Source organism: Kitasatospora sp. NPDC101108, from assembly GCF_055584725.1.
In genome coordinates, this window is the sequence record NZ_JBVJLM010000008.1 from 24,888 (window position 1) to 41,227 (window position 16,340).

Below are 16,340 nucleotides of genomic sequence, written 5' to 3' on the forward strand. Positions count from 1 at the left end.
TCCGCCGGGTTGGGCGGCCATGCTCGCTCCCGGGAATTCCTGGCTCAACTGCTCGACCGTGTGCCGGATCTCCTCCTTGCCGGTGATGTACCGCAGCCCCCTCGATCCGCTCGATCACCCCACGCGGATCGACCGCGCTGTACGCGGCGTCCAGCAACTGCGGTGCTACCGATCCCAGTTCCACCAGCCGCCCGAGTGCCGCCCGGTCCGCCTGCCCGAGGTCGGCGGCGCGGATGCGGCCACCCTCGCGGAGGATGGCCAGGTAGCGGGCGTGGGCGGCGGGGTCCGGAAGGGCCACCGCGAGGAGGGCCGAGGGTCAGCCATGGTGTTCTCCCCGGAGCTGCCAGCCGAGGTGGAAGAGGGTCTGGGCGCCGTAGCGGTCGCGGAGGCGGGAGATGTGGCCGGCGACGGTGCGTTCGCTGAGGCCGAGGCGGGTGGCGACGGCGCGTTGGGTGAGGCCGCGGGCGAGCAGGCGGCCGATGCGCACCGTGGTGGGATGGGGGGCGCCGAGGTGGCGGTCGGCGGGAGTGGCGCGGGCCCAGTCGCGTTCGAAGTGGGCGACCAGGTAGGCGACGGTACTGGGGTCGGTGACGATGGCGGCGCGGCTGCGGTCGGCCGCGGCGGGGATGACGGCGACGGTGCGGTCGAAGACCAGGACGCGCTCGTACGGTTCGGCGAGGACCCGGACCTGGGCGCCCTGCCGGGTGCGGCGGGCGGTCTGGCGGAGCGCGGCGGGATCGTCGAGGGTGGCCGGCTGGTGGAGGGTGCGCAGCGAGCAGCCGCGGGCGAGCAGGGCGAGGTCCTGGGCGAGGGTCCGCTGGAGTCGGTCGGCGGGCTGGTGGCCGGGGCGGGCGGCGAGGAGCTCGGTCCTGCATTCGGCGTGGAGTTCGGAGATGCGGCCGCGGATGTCGGTGGCGTCGTGGCCATCGACGACCCGGACGGCACGCCTCGGGCCGTCGGGCTCGGACACCCCGCGGAGCGCCTCGTACGCCTGGGCGAGCGGCCGGAGGGTGCCGGGGAGCCGTTCGGCGTGCAGCAGCAGGCGGACGGCGCGGACGCGGAGCTCGGCGCCGATGCGGTCGCCGAGGGCGCGCGGGTTGGCGGCGGTGTAGCCGGTGGCAGTGGGGGTGAGGAGGCCGCGGGCGACGAGGGCGGCGACGGTGGGGCGGTCGGCGGGGCCGAGGTCCTCGGGGCGCAGTCGTCCGCCCCCGCGGACGGCGGCCAGGTAGAGGGCGCGCTCGGCGGGGCCCGGCTCATCCGTCATCCCGGGCACCTCTCATCAGCCAGCCGAGCTGGAAGAGGGTCTGGGCGCCGTAGCGGTCGCGGAGGCGGGAGATGTGGCCGGCGACGGTGCGTTCGCTGAGGCCGAGGCGGGTGGCGACGGCGCGTTGGGTGAGGCCGCGGGCGAGCAGGCGGCCGACCCGGTCGGGGATGGTACGGGCGGGGCCCTGGCCGAGGGCGGTGGCGGCCTCGGTGGTCTCGGCGCGGGCCCAGTCGCGTTCGAAGCCGCTGATCAGGTAGGTGAGGGCGGCCGGGTCGCTGATGAAGGCGGCGGCGCTGTTGTCGTCGTTGGCGGAGATCACGGCGACGCTGCGGTCGAAGACGATCAGCCGCTGGAAGGGCTCGTCGAGGATCCGGATCTGCGAGCCGTGCCGGGTGACCGCCTCGGCGTAGGCGATCGCGGGCGGTTCGGCGAGCGCGACGGGTTGGTAGATGGTGCGCAGCGAGCAGCCGCGCTGCAGGAGTTGGACGTCCTGGGCGAGGGCGACCTGCAGGGCGTCGGCGGGGCGCTGGCCGGGCTGGGCGGTGAGGACCTCGGAGCGGCAGTCGGAGACCAGTTGGGAGATCCGCTGGCGGATGTGGACGTGGCCCTCGACGTGGACGGCGCCGCCGGAGCCGCCGGACGGGCGGGGCATCGCGTCGTAGGCGCGGGTGAGGCCGTCCAGGGCGCCGGGGAGGTTCTCGGCGCGGACCAGCAGCCGGGTGGCCTCGCTGCGGAGTTCGGCGCCGAGGCGGTCGCTGACGGAGCGCGGGCTGACGGCGGTGTAGCAGCGGTCCATCCGGTTGACCATGACCAGGCCGATGTCGAGGAGTTGCCGGAGTGCGGCGCGTTCCTCGTCGGTGATGTCGGCGAACGGGATGCGGCCGCCCCGGTCGATGACCGCCAGGTACAACTGCCGTGCGGCCTCGTCGGGTTCGCCGCCCTCGGGCATCTGGTGCGGCGTGACCGCCGGTTCCGCCGTCACGTCGCACTCTCCCTGCCGGACGCCTCTCCCCTGTTCCCCCACCCGTACGCGCGGTCCGCGGGTACCGGCGGCCGGGGGCGTCCCACGGTACCGGTCGGACGGTGGACCCCCGGGGCCGGGTGCCGTCGCACACCGGGATCCCGGGGGTCCCCATCACTACGCCAATGCCTGGGCGCTTCCGTCGAGGCGGAGCAGCAACGCCTCGCCGGCTCCGGTTCCGGGGGCCATCACCACACATGGACCCCGGCCGGGGCTCTTCCCCCCCGTTCCACGGCGGCGGGAAGTGCCTCCGTGGTCAGTCTGAAGAGCAAGTCGCCACCATCGGACTGCGGTGCCCGGACGACCTGGCGTGCCTCCACCCTCACAGCGTGACGGCCGGTGGACAAGTGCCGCCCGAGTGCAGGTTCGCGCAATTGCAGTTATCTGCATCCCGGCGGGGGTGCGGAGTCGTGGACGGCGGGTCGGATTCCGGTAAAGGCCGAGGCCAGCGGGGGGTGGGAACGGCGGCTGGCGGCTGGCTGTACACCGTCATCCTGCAGCTGCGCGTTCCTGCAACGGTGACGCGCCCCTGACGGCGGGTGGCCGCTCCACGCGGGGTGGCCACCCGCAGCACCAGCCACCCGCAGCACCAGCCACCCGCAGCCCCGGCCGCCCGCAGCTCAGCGCGCCAGCAGCCGCCCGCGCAGCAGCCCGGCGGCCGTACCGCCCGCCGCCACCAGCCAGGCGGTGCCCAGCAGCAGGTAGAGGCCGACGGCCAGCCCGGTGAACCCCCCGAATCCGGTGTGCCGGGCGAGCGCGGAGGCGCCGGTGACGCAGGTGCCGACCGGAAAGGTGAACGCCCACCAGGTCATCGCGAACGGCATCCCGGCCCGCCGGGCGCGCAGGTTGGCGGTGAGCGCGACGGCCAGCCAGAGCATCGCGACGCCGGTCACCGCGACGCCGTACAGCTCGGCCAGCGGCAGCATGACGGGCGCCAGCGCGGGCAGCACCGGGCGGGCCGCGTCGGCGAGCTGGTGGATCGCGGTGACGGACTGGCCGAGCGGGCCGAGCACCAGGAACAGCGTGGGGGTGAGCGCGAGGGCTGGCACCTTGCTGTGGAGCAGCCCGGTGAACACCACCGGCAGCATCACCAGAGTGGCCAGCAGGCCGACGCCGAACAGCGCCCAGCAGCCGTACAGCAGGGCCTGCTGCGGCAGGCCGGCGGGCAGGTGCGGGACCAGCGCCGGGCCGCACGCGGAGGCGACCAGCGGGGCGACCACGGGCAGCAGCCAGGTCGGGTTGGCCTCCAGGGAGGAGACCGGGTGCCGGGTGATCATCAGGTACGGGATGCCGCCCGCGACGGCCAGCGCGTACAGGGTTCCCACGCCCCACAGGACGGCGTCCAGGGCGACGGCCGGACCGGTGCCGATGACCCGCGAGCCGAGCAGCAGGGTGCCGAGCCCGACCGCCAGCAGCGCCATCGGCGGGCAGCCGTAGAAGACGGCGGCGGCCGGGTTGTCCAGCAGCTGGGCCCTGGCCGCCTCGCGGTGGCGGGTGAGGTGCACCAGCCGGGCCGGGGCCAGCACCAGCAGGGCGGCCGCGCCGAGCGCCCACATCACCTCGCCGAAGCCGATCAGCCCGGGCAGCCGGACGGGAAGGGCGGCGGCGCCGTTGGCCACGATCGCGGTGCCCATCACGGCGGCGTACCAGTTGGGGCCGAGCTGGGCGAGGTCGGGGCGGGTGAGCGGGGAGAGGCCGGTGCGCCGGGAGCGGCCGGGGAGCCGGGAGCGGTCGGCGGGGCGGGTGAGCGGGCGGACATCGGCCGAGGTGGACATGGTCCCACCGTTGCCGAGCGCGCCGGTGGCCGGTAGCGCCACCGGTTCTATGAGGGCATAGGCTGAACCTATGGCCCTCTCCCCGCACGTCCCCGAACTGGGCGCCCTGGAACTGCTGCTCGCGGTGGCCCGGCTGGGCAGCGTCGGCCGGGCGGCGGCCGAGCTGGGTGTGAGCCAGCCGACGGCGAGCGCCCGGATCAAGGGCATGGAGCGGCAGATCGGCGTCCCGCTGCTGGAGCGCTCGCCCCGGGGCAGCCGGCCGACCGAGGCGGGCCGGCTGGTGGTCGAGTGGGCCCGGCAGGTGGTGGAGGCGGCACAGGCGCTGGACGCCGGGATCGACGCGCTGCGCGAGCGGCGGGACGCCAAGTTGCGGGTGGTGGCCAGCCTGACGGTCGCCGAGTACCTGATGCCGGGCTGGCTGCTGGCCTTGGCCGAGGCCAGTCCGGGGACGGCGGTGACGCTGCGGACGGCGAACTCCGCGGAGGTCGCCGGGCACGTCCTGGCCGGGGACGCCGACCTCGGCTTCGTCGAGGGCCCGTCCACCCCGCCCGGGCTGGCCGGCGCCGTGGTGGCGGCGGACCGGCTGGTGGTCGTGGTGGCACCCGGCCACCGGTGGGCGCGCCGCCGCACCCCGCTGACCGGGACGGAGCTGGCGGCCACCCCGCTGGTGCTGCGAGAGCCCGGCTCGGGCACCCGGGAGGTGCTGGAGATGGCGCTGACGCCGTACGGGGGCGCGGTGCCGCCCCGGCTGGAACTGGCCTCGTCCACCGCGCTGAAGGCGGCGGCGATGACCGGGGCGGGGCCGGTCTGCCTGAGCGAGCTGGCGGTGGTGGAGGAACTGGCCACCCGGCGACTGGTCGAGGTCCCGCTGACGGAGGAGCTGGACCTGCGGCGGCCGCTGCGCGCGGTGTGGCCGGCCGGGCAGCGGCCGGGCGGGCCGGCCCGGGAGCTGCTGGGGCTGACCCGCAGGAGCTCCGACAAGCCTCCGAAGCGGCGGGGATGAGGCCCACCCGGCTCCGGAGTAGCCCTGCGGGTCCGGCAGGAGCCCCAGGGCCGGGAGGAGGAGCCCGGAAGGGTGCCGGAAAAAAGTTGAGCGGGCTACACTCAACTTAGTGCATGCTGTACGTGGCAGCAGTGAAGGACGACGAGGGAGGATCCCCCAGCAGTGGACGCGAGCAAGTTCACCACCAAGACGCAGGACGCCCTGTCCGCCGCGATCCGGCAGGCGGGCGCGGTCGGCAACCCGGACGTCAAGCCGGTGCACATCCTGATCGCCCTGCTGGAGCAGTCCGAGGGCATCGCCCGGCCCCTGCTGGAGGCGGTCGGGGCGAACGTCTCCCGGATCGACGCCGAGGCGCGCCGCCTGCTGACGGCGCTGCCCAGCGCGATGGGCTCGACGGTCGCCGCGCCGCAGCTGGCCCGGGACACCCTCGCCGTGCTCACCGAGGCCGGCAAGCGCGCGGACGACCTGGACGACCAGTACGTCTCCACCGAGCACCTGATGGTCGGCCTGGCCGCCGAGGGAGGGGCGGTCGCCGAGCTGCTGGTGCAGCAGGGCGCGACGCCCAAGGCGCTGCTGGCCGCCTTCAAGGACGTCCGGGGCAGCGGCCGGGTCACCTCGCCGGATCCGGAGGGCACCTACAAGGCCCTGGAGAAGTTCGGCACCGACCTCACCCAGGCCGCCCGGGACGGCAAGCTCGATCCGGTGATCGGCCGTGACCACGAGATCCGCCGGGTGGTCCAGGTGCTCTCCCGCCGGACGAAGAACAACCCGGTGCTGATCGGCGAGCCCGGCGTCGGCAAGACGGCCGTGGTCGAGGGCCTCGCCCAGCGCATCGTGGCCGGTGACGTGCCGGAGTCGCTGCGCGGCAAGCGGCTGGTCGCGCTGGACCTCGGCGCGATGGTCGCGGGCGCCAAGTTCCGCGGCGAGTTCGAGGAGCGGCTGAAGGCCGTCCTGAACGACATCAAGGCCTCCGACGGCCAGGTGGTCACCTTCATCGACGAGCTGCACACCGTGGTCGGCGCGGGCGCCGGCGGCGACTCCGCGATGGACGCGGGCAACATGCTCAAGCCGATGCTGGCCCGCGGCGAGCTGCGGATGGTCGGCGCCACCACGCTGGACGAGTACCGCGAGCGGATCGAGAAGGACCCGGCCCTGGAGCGCCGCTTCCAGCAGGTGCTGGTCGGCGAGCCCAGCGTGGAGGACTCGATCGCCATCCTGCGCGGCCTCAAGGGCCGGTACGAGGCGCACCACAAGGTGCAGATCTCGGACGCCGCCCTGGTCGCCGCCGCCACCCTGTCCAACCGCTACATCACCTCCCGCTTCCTGCCCGACAAGGCGATCGACCTGGTCGACGAAGCCGCCTCCCGGCTGCGGATGGAGATCGACTCCTCCCCGGTCGAGATCGACGAACTCCAGCGCGCCGTCGACCGGTTGCGGATGGAGGAGCTGGCCCTGGAGAAGGAGTCGGACGCGGCCTCGGTCGACCGGCTGGCCCGGCTGCGGCGCGATCTGGCCGACAAGAACGAGCAGTTGAGCGTGCTGACGGCGCGCTGGGACCAGGAGAAGAAGAGCCTCAACCGGGTCGGTGAGCTCAAGGAGCGGCTGGACGACCTGCACGGCGCGCTCGAACGGGCGCAGCGCGACGGGGACTTCGAGCGTGCCTCCAAGCTGATGTACGCCGAGATCCCGGCCGCCGAGAAGGAGCTCAGCGACGCCCAGGACCGCGCCGCCGACCAGGACCCCTCCGCCTCGATGGTCAAGGAGGAGGTCGGCCCGGACGACGTGGCCGATGTGGTCGCCTCCTGGACGGGCATTCCGGCCGGCCGGCTGCTGGAGGGCGAGAGCGCCAAACTCCTGCGCATGGAGGAGGAGTTGGGCAAGCGCCTGATCGGCCAGGCGGAGGCCGTGCAGGCGGTCTCGGACGCGGTGCGCCGCACCCGCTCGGGCATCGCCGACCCGGACCGCCCGACCGGTTCCTTCCTCTTCCTCGGCCCCACGGGCGTCGGCAAGACCGAACTCGCCAAGGCCCTGGCCGACTTCCTGTTCGACGACGAGCGGGCGATGGTCCGGATCGACATGAGCGAGTACGGCGAGAAGCACTCGGTCTCCCGCCTGGTCGGCGCCCCGCCCGGGTACGTCGGCTACGAGGAGGGCGGCCAGCTCACCGAGGCGGTCCGCCGCCGCCCGTACAGCGTGGTGCTGCTGGACGAGGTCGAGAAGGCCCACCCCGAGGTCTTCGACGTGCTGCTCCAGGTGCTCGACGACGGCCGGCTCACCGACGGCCAGGGCCGCACGGTGGACTTCCGCAACGCGATCCTGATCCTCACCTCCAACCTGGGCAGCCAGTACCTGGTGGACCCGGCCATCCCGGAGGAGCGGAAGAAGGCCCTGGTGCTGGACTCCGTCCGGACCGCGTTCAAGCCGGAGTTCCTCAACCGGCTGGACGACATCGTGGTCTTCGACCCGCTGGGCACCGACGAGCTCAGCCGCATCGTCGACCTGCAGGTGGCCCGCCTCGGCGAGCGGCTGCGCGAGCGGCGGCTCACCCTGGACGTCTCCGCTGCCGCCCGCGACTGGCTGGCGCTCACCGGGTACGACCCGGCGTACGGCGCCCGTCCGCTGCGCCGACTGGTGCAGTCCGCGATCGGCGACCAGCTGGCCCGGGCGATCCTGTCCGGCGAGGTGCACGACGGGGACACCGTCCTGGTCGATCGGGACGACGAGGGCGACCACCTCACCGTCCGCAGCCGGGTCCCGCTGGAGAAGTAGCGGCCGTGCCCCGTACGGGCCGTTCCCCTCGCACGCGCGAGGGGGACGGCCCGTACCGCGTTCGCGACCGCACCGCTTTCCTGGAAACCGACCGCCCCGGGCGGAGCGGCCGCTACTCCGCCACGGCCCGCTGCCGCTGCTGCCGCGAGCGGTCCCGCCACGCGCGCGCCAGTCGGTGCAGCTCGGCCCCCTGGGACTCCGGCAGATGCCAGGTCTGGGTGAGCAGCCGCAGCGTGGACACCCGCGGGCAGGACACCCCCCGCTCCAGGTCCCGGATCGACCGCACGCTCAGCCCCGATGCTTCGCCCAACTGCTCCTGCGTCATCCCCCGGTCCAGTCGGATGTTCCGCAGCAGCGTCCCGAGCGAGGCGCCCTCCCTGGTCACCGTACGCTCCATCACCGCTCCCCCATTCAGCTCAAACCACCTCAACTCGCCCGTTTGAGTGGGGTTTTGCCCCCGGTGAGTTCCGTCGCACGCTAACCGCATCCGGCCCGCACGGCAGGCGAACCCGCGCGCCGGGCGCGTGACTTGGCTCACTCGCGCGCCGGGCGCCCGGCCGGCGCCGACAGGTTCCACGGCACCGCGACGGCACCGCGACGGCACGACGACGGCACGACGGCTGGACGCCTCCGCCACCCCCGCCACCGTGGGTGACGAAGGCCTGAGCGCACCCCGGAACGAAGATCGACGCGCCCTTCGGTGCCCCTGTGAGCGGAGCCCCGAATGAGGCAGGATGAGAGGTGGAAAGGGCGGCCTCTCATTGCCGGCCACCACGTGCACTGAGGAAGAGGACCCCCCATGAGCATCGACCCGTCGTCCATCCCGTCGTTCGGCGCGCCCCAGGGCGGCCAGCCCGGCGGCCAGGGCGGTCGGCCGGCCGGCCCTCCGCCGATCATCGTCCCGGACCAGGCCCTGGTCACCCAGCTGCTCGACCAGATGCAGCTCAAGCACGTCGTGGACGAGGAGGGCGACCTCACCGCCCCCTGGGAGGGCTTCCGCGTCTACTACATGTTCCGCGGCGAGCAGAAGGAGCTCTTCGCGGTGCGCGCCTTCTACGACCGCGCGTACCCGCTGGAGAAGAAGGGCGAGATCCTCGACCTGATCGACGAGTGGAACCGCGAGACCCTCTGGCCCAAGGTCTACACCCACACCCACGAGGACGGCGTGGTCCGCCTGATCGGCGAGGCCCAGATGATCGTCGGCACCGGCGTCAACCTGGACTACTTCGTCACCACCACGGCGAACTGGACCCAGGCCGCGGTCGGCTTCGAGCAGTGGATCATCGAGCGCCTGGGCCTGCAGAACGAGATCGAGGGCGAGGACGGCGACGGCGAGGACGGCGAGGAGGCCTGATCCCGGCCCCCGGCACGCACCCCACGGCCCGGCCCCCGGCACATCCGGGCGGCCGGGCCGTCCTTGTCCCCGGCCCCCGGCTGCCCCAGGATGGCCCTGACGACGAGCCGTGAGGAGCCACCGATGGGAACCAGGCCACTGCTGAACCGCCGACTGGCCGGGATGGGCACGACGATCTTCGCGGAGATGTCCGCCCTGGCCACGGCCACCGGCTCGATCAACCTCGGCCAGGGTTTCCCGGACACCGACGGGCCCGAGGAGGTCCGCGAGGCCGCCGTGCGGGCCCTGCGCGAGAGCCGCGGCAACCAGTACCCGCCGGGTCCCGGCGTCCCCGAGCTGCGCACCGCCATCGCCGAGCACCAGCAGCGCTTCCACGGCCTGACCTACGACCCCGACACCGAGGTGCTGGTCACCGCCGGCGCCACCGAGGCCATCGCGGCGGCCCTGCTCGCCCTGCTGGAGCCGGGTGACGAGGTGATCGCCTTCGAGCCCTTCTACGACTCCTACGCCGCCTGCATCGCCATGGCCGGCGCCACCCGTCGCCCGCTCACCCTCCGGGCCCCGTACTTCCGCCCCGACCTCGACGAGCTGCGCGCCCTGATCACCCCGCAAACCCGGCTACTGCTGATCAACACCCCGCACAACCCCACCGGCACCGTCCTCACCGCCGAGGAACTGGCCGCGATCGCCGCCCTCGCCGTCGAGCACGATCTGCTGGTGATCACCGACGAGGTCTACGAACACCTCGTCTTCGGCGCCACCCACCACCCCATCGCCGCCCTCCCCGGCATGCGCGAGCGCACCGTCACCATCTCCTCCGCCGGCAAGACCTTCTCCTTCACCGGCTGGAAGGTCGGCTGGGTCACGGCGAGCCCCGCGCTGGTCTCCGCCGTCCGCACCGCCAAGCAGTACCTCACCTACGTCAGCGCAGGCCCCTTCCAGTACGCCGTCGCCGAAGCCCTCCGCCTGCCCGACGAGTACTTCCGCACCCTGCGCTCCGACCTGCTCCGCAAGCGCGACCTGCTGCTCGACGGCCTCACCGCGGCGGGCTTCCGCGCCTTCACCCCGGAGGGCACGTACTTCATCACCACCGACATCACCCCGCTCGGTGAGAAGGACGGCATCGAGTTCTGTCGCTCCCTGCCCGAACGCTGCGGCGTGGTCGCCATCCCCAACGCCGTCTTCTACGACAACACCGACGCGGGCCGCAGCCTCGTCCGCTTCACCTTCTGCAAGCGCGACGAAGTGCTCCAGGAGGCCGTCGCCCGCCTCCAGCAGCTCTGACGGGTGTTCATCGGGCCGCAAATCCCTTGCGAATGAGGCGAGTTGACGGCTCCACCCGAGAGGCTTGCGGGCCGTCGGGCCGGGCGGGGCGGGTCACGGGGGCGGGCTGTAGCCCAGCTGGGACGGTTTTGTGCAATGGGGGCGGGGGCTTGGAGGGTGGGCTGCGCCCATACGGCGCTGGCGGAGGGTTCGCGCGCCCCCCTCGAACGGGGGCCGTTCTGGTCCGACATCAGTTCTGATGTGTATCCAACTCCCGTGAACAGCCTGCTTCTTTGCTGCCAGTGAGGCAAATCCGGCGACCCGCCTGGCACTCCCGGCCGCCCTCCACGCCCTGTGCGTGGAGGGCGGCGGCGCGTGGAGCGCGCGAAAGGCGCACTACGGGCGCGCACGGCGCATGGGCCGGTGACAGGGGCGCGCGCTGTGCAAAGTCGCACACCGGGTCGATCAGAGCCGGGAAGCAGGTGTGCTCGAAACGGTGAATGCTTGACAAAGTTGGGTAAATCACCGACGGACCCGGCGTATTCATGCTTCTCTGCTGCTGAATCTCCAGCCGGAATCCTTCCTTCCACGGTCGGCCGCGCCCAGGGCCGCACAGCCACGAACAGCCTCGCCATCGCCTAGGCCTACTCGGTGCTGCTCGGCGGGCGCGCACGGAGCTGAAACGCGGAGCCGAGCATGCTCACCACACTGCAGACCTCCTACACGGACACCCGCGCCGGTGACCTGGCCTGGTGCCTCGGCGGCGACCCGCTGCCCGCTCTCGCCGTCCGCGACCTGAGACTCGACGGCGACCGTCCCAACGCCTCCGGCACCCTCCAGCTCCGGCTGCTGGGCGCCTCGCACCAGGTGGTGATCTCGGCCGGCCCCGGCGACTGCCTGGAGACCGTCGCCTGCCTGCCCGGTCGCCGCACCCCGCTGCCCGCCCGGGTGGCCAAGCAGGTCGGCGGCTGGGAGTACGAGTTCGCCGCCCGGATCGAGGCGCTGCCGCCGCACGACTTCGCGGCCCGCGCCCAGGAGCTGCTGGCCCTGGTCGAGGGCCACCCGCGCGGTCTCGCCGGGGTCTTCCCGGGCGACCCGAGCGCCTTCACCGCGCTGGTCACCCAGGGCGGCCCGGACCGGCTGCTCTGGCGGACCTGGCACGCCTATCCGCAGGAGGGGCAGCTGGTCTGCACCCGCTCCTCGCTGGTGGTGTCGGGACCGTGAGGACCCACGGGCCGGGCGGGACCACCTGTCCGGTCATACGCTACCCAGCACAAGCCCATGAATCGCACGCAGGAACGATTCGTCAATCCGACGGCCCTCACTGTCCGTCGGATGGGCGCAGCTATCCGTCCCGCACGTCCCCTAGCGTTTGTTCGTGATCAACCATCCGGCCGGTCCGCCCGCACACGCGCAAGTGGACCTCGACGACGGCACCCGACCCCCGCCCGGGCGAAGCCTCATCCCCCTGCCCGCCCGCCGTCGCTCCCGGCTGCGCTCCCGCCCCCGGCTCGCCCGGCTCACCGTCCTGCTGGCCGCTTTCGTCTGCGCGGCCTGCGGACTCGTCTACGAGCTCGAACTCGTGGCGCTCGGCGACTACCTGCTCGGGGACACCGTCACCCAGACCTCGGTCGTGCTCTCCGTCATGGTGTTCGCGATGGGGCTCGGCTCGCTGCTCGCCAAGCGGCTCACCCGCCGTCCCGCGACCGCCTTCGCCCTGGTCGAGTGCGCCCTCGCGCTCACCGGCGGCCTCTCCGTCCTCGCCCTGTACTCCTGCTGGGCCTGGATCGGCCGCTACCAGGCCGCGATGGTCGGCCTCACCTGCCTCATCGGCATCCTCATCGGTGCCGAGATCCCGCTGCTGATGACCCTCATCCAACGGATCCGGCGCGAGGACGCCGGCCGCGCGGTCGCCGACCTGTTCGCCGCCGACTACGTGGGCGCGCTGATCGGCGGCCTGGCCTTCCCCTTCCTGATCCTGCCCCGGCTGGGCCCCGGCGACGGCGCCCTGCTCACCGGGGCGGTCAACGCCGTCGCCGGGGCCGCCGTGGTGCTCTGGCTCTTCCGCGAGGAACCCGCCCCCCGGATACGACGGCTGCTCTGGGGCGGCTGCACCCTCGTCCTCGCCGTGCTCGCGGCCGCCGCCGCCGGCTCCGACTCCATCGAACGCGCCGCCCGGCACGCCCTCTACGGCGACCAGGTCCGCTACGCCACCCGCAGCCGGTACCAGGAGATCGTGCTCACCGGCCCCGCCGAGGGCCCGCTCCGGCTCTACCTCGACGGACGGCTCGTGGTCTGCGGGCCCGACGAGTACCGGGGCAGCGAGGCGCTCGTCCACCCCGCCCTGGCCGCCGGACCCGACGCCCGGATCCTGCTGCTCGGCGGTGGCGACGGCCTCGCCCTGCGGGAGGTGCTGCGGCACCGGGGCGTCCGCTCCGTCCGGCTGGTCGACACCGACCCTGCCCTGCCCCGGCTCGCCGGCACCGACCCCGGACTCGCCGCCCTCAACGGCCACTCCCTGGACGACCCCCGGGTCCGCACCACCGCGGCCGACCCGATGGCCTGGCTGCGCGGCGCGCCCGCCGAGGAGTACGACGTCGTGCTCGCCGACCTGCCCGCGCCCACCGACGGCGGGCCGGTCGAGTTCCACTCCCAGGAGTTCTACGGCCTCGCGGCCCGGCTGCTGGCCCCCGGCGGCCGGATCGCCGTCCGGGGCGGGGAGGGTGAGGAAGGCGGGGAAGGCGGGGAAGGCGGGGAAGGCGGGGACGCGAACGGCAGCCTGTGGCGGATCGAGTCGGGGCTGCGGGCCGCCGGACTGCGGACGACCCCGTACGCGGTCGAGGGCGGCGCCACCGCGACCTGCCGCCCGGGCCCGCCGGACACCGCCCAGGCCTTCGTGGTCGCCGCCGCCACCCCGCCCTCGCTCACCCTCGCCCCCGACGCCCCACCACCCCGCGCCCTCACCCCGGACGCCCTCCGCAGCTCCAGCGCCCGCCTCACCGCCCTCCGGCCGGCCCGCCCCCCGGCCCCGCTCACGCTCCTCGGGCCGCGCTGAGGGGCAGCGGAGGGAGGAAGGCCGCGCCGACGGCGGCCATGGGCGGAGGGCCAGGAGGCCGCTCGGCCCGGCCGGGCCGGAGGCCGCCGACGGGGCCCGGCAGGCGGCGGAGACGGCGGGGGCGGGTGGTGGCGGAAAGTCGGGCGGTGGTGGGTAGGGACCGGGCGGGGCCCAGTCGGTAGGCTCCGTTGCATGGAGCATGAGGTTGTCGTCCCGATGTCCGCAGAGCTGGTGCGGCAGGCCTTGCAGGATCCGGCGCTGCTGGCGCGGAGCGTGCCGGGGCTGAGCACCGAGCCCGCTGCGGTCGGGGCCGGGTCGGCCGAGGAGATCGGCGGGCGGCTGAAGCTGCGGATCGGCGGCTCCACGATCACCTTCAAGGGCGTGCTGTCGCTGATCGAGGGCCGCAACGGGGTGCTCACCGTGCTCGCCGAGGGTCAGGAGGCCCGGGGCAGCGGTGAGGCGACCGCCACCGTGCGGGTGAGTGTCACGGACGGCGCCGAGGACGGCACCGCGACGGTCCGCTTCACGGGTGACCTGAGCGCCACCGGCCGGCTGACCGAGTTCGACGCCGAGACCCTCGACGCCGCCGGTCGCCGTCTGCTGGAACGCTTCGCCACCGCGCTCGCCTCACCGGACGCCCCGGACACCCTGGACGCCCCGGAGGAGGGCGACGAGGAGCTCGCGCACGAGACCGAGACCGAGACCGGTGCCGGCACCGGCACCGGCACCGGGATCGGGACCGGCGACGGGAGCACGGACGAGACCGGGCCCGACGCCGAGATCCTCTTCATCGAGGAGCACCAGGACCAGCCCGGCGACGACCTGGACGACGACCTCTCCGATCTGATCGCCTTCTCCGACGCCGACGCCGAGCGCTTCGGCCTCCCCACCGGCTCGGCCGACGACGAGGACGACGAGGACGACGTCGACGACGCGGACGGCGCCGCCGGGGAGGCCGGCGACGGCCCCCGGGACGGGGTCGCCGAGGAGCTCCCCGTCGAGCCCCTGTTCGCCTACGAGGACGAGCCCGAGCTCACCGGCCCGATCCGCCGCAGCATCGTCGGCCGTTCGGCCGAGGAGGTGGACCACGCCCCGCCGCGCGGCCGCTACGCCCCGGCGCTGCCGGCCCGCAGCGCGCGGGCCCGGGCGGCGTCCCGCTGGGGCGGCGAGGCCGGCGGCATCGTGGTGCCGGGCGCGGGTGGCCGCAGTGCGGTGCCGTGGGTGATCGGTGGTTCGGTGGCCCTGCTGGGCGGTGCCGTGGTGCTGGTCAGGGCGCTGCGACGCCGCTAGGGCACCGCTGGGGCCGGTCCGGCCGCGAGCGCCTCACGGGCCGCCAGGCCCTAGACTGAACGCTCATGAGCAACGACCGCGACGCCCTGCTGGCACAGATCAAGGACAAGGCCGTCGTGCACGGCAAGGTCACCCTTTCCTCCGGCAAGGAGGCCGACTACTACGTCGACCTGCGCCGGATCACGCTGGACGGCGAGGCCGCCCCGCTGGTCGGCCGGGTGATGCTGGACGCGACCTCCCACCTGGAGTACGAGGCCGTCGGCGGTCTGACCCTGGGTGCCGACCCGGTGGCCACCTCGATGCTGCACGCCGCCGCCGCGCGCGGGCAGAAGCTGGACGCCTTCGTCGTCCGCAAGACCGGCAAGGCGCACGGTCTGCAGCGCCGGATCGAGGGCCCGGACGTGAAGGGCCGCCGGGTGCTGGCGGTCGAGGACACCTCCACCACCGGTGGCTCGGTGCTGCAGGCCGTCGAGGCGCTGCGCGAGGCGGGCGCCGAGGTGGTCGGCGTCGCGGTGATCGTCGAGCGCGGTGGCGCGGGCGCCGTCGAGGAGCAGGGCCTGCAGTACGTGACCGCGTACACCCTGGACGACCTGGGCCTCTGACCCTGCGGGACCCCGGACGACACGAAGGGCCGGGTCCTGTTTCACGTGAAACCACGTGGAACGGGACCCGGCCCTCGAAGCATCCGCAGCGAGGCCGTGAACGGGGACCTCAGCCGCGCCGGTGCCGCCCGCCGCCGGCACTGCCGGTGCCCTGCACGGCGTCCGCGGCGGGCGCCTCGACGAGGCCGGCCTTCTTCTTACGGCGCTCCCGCACGACCTCGACCAGGATCGGCGAGATCGACAGCAGCACGATCAGCAGCACCGCCGGGATCAGGTACTTGTCGATCACCGGGGCGAGCGCGTCGCCGAAGAAGTAGCCGATCAGCAGCATGGACTCGGTCCAGAGCACACCGCCGACGACGTTCCACACGAAGAAGGTCCTGGCGGGCATCTCCAGGGTGCCGGCCACCGGGTTCAGGAAGGTGCGGATGATCGGCATGAAGCGGGCCAGCACCACGGCCTTGCCCGAGCCGAACTTGTTGAAGTACTCCTCCGCCTTGATCACGTAGTCGCGGCGGAAGATCTTCGACTCGGGCTTGTCGAACATCCTCGGTCCGACCTTGGCCCCGATCAGGTGCCCCAGCTGGGCACCGGCGATCGCCGCGATCGGGCAGCCGGTGAGCAGGACGGCGATCGGCAGCTTGGCGCCGTCGCCGAGCACCGAGGAGGCGGCGTTCGAGGCGGCGACGCCTCCGATGATCAGCAGCGAGTCACCCGGGAAGAAGAAGCCGACCAGCAGGCCGGTCTCCGCGAAGATGATCGCGATCAGCCCGATGGCGCCGAGGGACGAGATCAGGGATTTGGCGTCGAGCAGATTGACGGCCAGCTGGTTGTAGTCCACGGGCGCAGGATAGCGGGCGTACCTTTCCGACGACTTCCGGCCGAGCTGTCGCGGGCGACGTCCCGACAGGCGGGCTCCTGCTGACCTGCGGCCACGAGTCTGG

General features: G+C 73.6%; 13 protein-coding genes. 8 read left to right on the forward strand and 5 right to left on the reverse strand.

Going from position 1 to position 16,340, the window contains the following annotated elements; translation table 11 throughout:
- Window positions 1-316: 316 nt before the first annotated feature.
- From ACZ6Z8_RS18960 to ACZ6Z8_RS18970, 3 genes are all read right to left on the reverse strand, one after another.
- Window positions 317-1,264, reverse strand: a complete 948-nt coding sequence (locus ACZ6Z8_RS18960) for a LuxR C-terminal-related transcriptional regulator (protein ID WP_465611184.1) — start codon at window positions 1,262-1,264, stop codon at window positions 317-319.
- Window positions 1,254-2,246 carry a LuxR C-terminal-related transcriptional regulator gene (locus tag ACZ6Z8_RS18965; RefSeq protein ID WP_465611186.1) on the reverse strand — a complete coding sequence of 331 codons (993 nt, stop codon included), beginning with the start codon at window positions 2,244-2,246 and terminating at the stop codon, window positions 1,254-1,256. The genes ACZ6Z8_RS18960 and ACZ6Z8_RS18965 overlap by 11 nt, the downstream gene beginning before the upstream one ends.
- Window positions 2,247-2,905: 659 nt before the next feature.
- The gene (locus tag ACZ6Z8_RS18970; RefSeq protein WP_465611188.1) at window positions 2,906-4,060 is read right to left on the reverse strand and encodes a TDT family transporter; all 1,155 of its coding nucleotides are present in this window, start codon (window positions 4,058-4,060) and stop codon (window positions 2,906-2,908) included.
- A 70-nt stretch (window positions 4,061-4,130) separates the two neighbouring features.
- Here ACZ6Z8_RS18970 and ACZ6Z8_RS18975 point away from each other — a divergent pair, with 70 nt between their 5' ends.
- On the forward strand, window positions 4,131-5,063 hold the full coding sequence (locus ACZ6Z8_RS18975) for a LysR family transcriptional regulator (protein ID WP_465611190.1): 933 nt from the start codon (window positions 4,131-4,133) through the stop codon (window positions 5,061-5,063).
- A 162-nt stretch (window positions 5,064-5,225) separates the two neighbouring features.
- Window positions 5,226-7,832 carry an ATP-dependent chaperone ClpB gene (gene clpB, locus ACZ6Z8_RS18980; RefSeq protein ID WP_465611192.1) on the forward strand — a complete coding sequence of 869 codons (2,607 nt, stop codon included), beginning with the start codon at window positions 5,226-5,228 and terminating at the stop codon, window positions 7,830-7,832.
- Between the two features lie 112 nt (window positions 7,833-7,944).
- Here clpB and ACZ6Z8_RS18985 read toward each other — a convergent pair whose 3' ends face one another.
- Window positions 7,945-8,229: a helix-turn-helix domain-containing protein gene (locus ACZ6Z8_RS18985; RefSeq protein WP_465611194.1), complete on the reverse strand. Its 285-nt coding sequence runs from the start codon at window positions 8,227-8,229 to the stop codon at window positions 7,945-7,947.
- A 402-nt stretch (window positions 8,230-8,631) separates the two neighbouring features.
- On the opposite strand from ACZ6Z8_RS18985, the gene ACZ6Z8_RS18990 reads away from it, so the two are divergent.
- The 6 genes from ACZ6Z8_RS18990 to pyrE all read left to right on the forward strand — a co-directional run bounded on the left by ACZ6Z8_RS18990 (window position 8,632) and on the right by pyrE (window position 15,396).
- Complete coding sequence (locus ACZ6Z8_RS18990) at window positions 8,632-9,186, forward strand: type III secretion system chaperone family protein (RefSeq protein ID WP_465611196.1); 555 nt, start codon at window positions 8,632-8,634, stop codon at window positions 9,184-9,186.
- 123 nt (window positions 9,187-9,309) lie between these two features.
- Window positions 9,310-10,470 carry a pyridoxal phosphate-dependent aminotransferase gene (locus tag ACZ6Z8_RS18995; RefSeq protein ID WP_465611198.1) on the forward strand — a complete coding sequence of 387 codons (1,161 nt, stop codon included), beginning with the start codon at window positions 9,310-9,312 and terminating at the stop codon, window positions 10,468-10,470.
- Between the two features lie 675 nt (window positions 10,471-11,145).
- A complete protein-coding gene (locus tag ACZ6Z8_RS19000; RefSeq protein ID WP_402817313.1) occupies window positions 11,146-11,673 on the forward strand; it encodes a DUF2617 family protein in 528 nt (175 codons plus the stop codon).
- Between the two features lie 154 nt (window positions 11,674-11,827).
- Window positions 11,828-13,504, forward strand: a complete 1,677-nt coding sequence (locus ACZ6Z8_RS19005) for a polyamine aminopropyltransferase (protein WP_465611200.1) — start codon at window positions 11,828-11,830, stop codon at window positions 13,502-13,504.
- A gap of 192 nt (window positions 13,505-13,696) precedes the next feature.
- The gene (locus ACZ6Z8_RS19010) at window positions 13,697-14,794 is read left to right on the forward strand and encodes an SRPBCC family protein (RefSeq protein ID WP_465611202.1); all 1,098 of its coding nucleotides are present in this window, start codon (window positions 13,697-13,699) and stop codon (window positions 14,792-14,794) included.
- A gap of 65 nt (window positions 14,795-14,859) precedes the next feature.
- Window positions 14,860-15,396, forward strand: a complete 537-nt coding sequence (gene pyrE, locus ACZ6Z8_RS19015; RefSeq protein WP_465611204.1) for an orotate phosphoribosyltransferase — start codon at window positions 14,860-14,862, stop codon at window positions 15,394-15,396.
- A gap of 109 nt (window positions 15,397-15,505) precedes the next feature.
- Here the strand turns inward: pyrE and ACZ6Z8_RS19020 are convergent, their stop codons facing one another.
- The gene (locus ACZ6Z8_RS19020) at window positions 15,506-16,237 is read right to left on the reverse strand and encodes a DedA family protein (protein WP_465611206.1); all 732 of its coding nucleotides are present in this window, start codon (window positions 16,235-16,237) and stop codon (window positions 15,506-15,508) included.
- Window positions 16,238-16,340 lie beyond the last annotated feature (103 nt).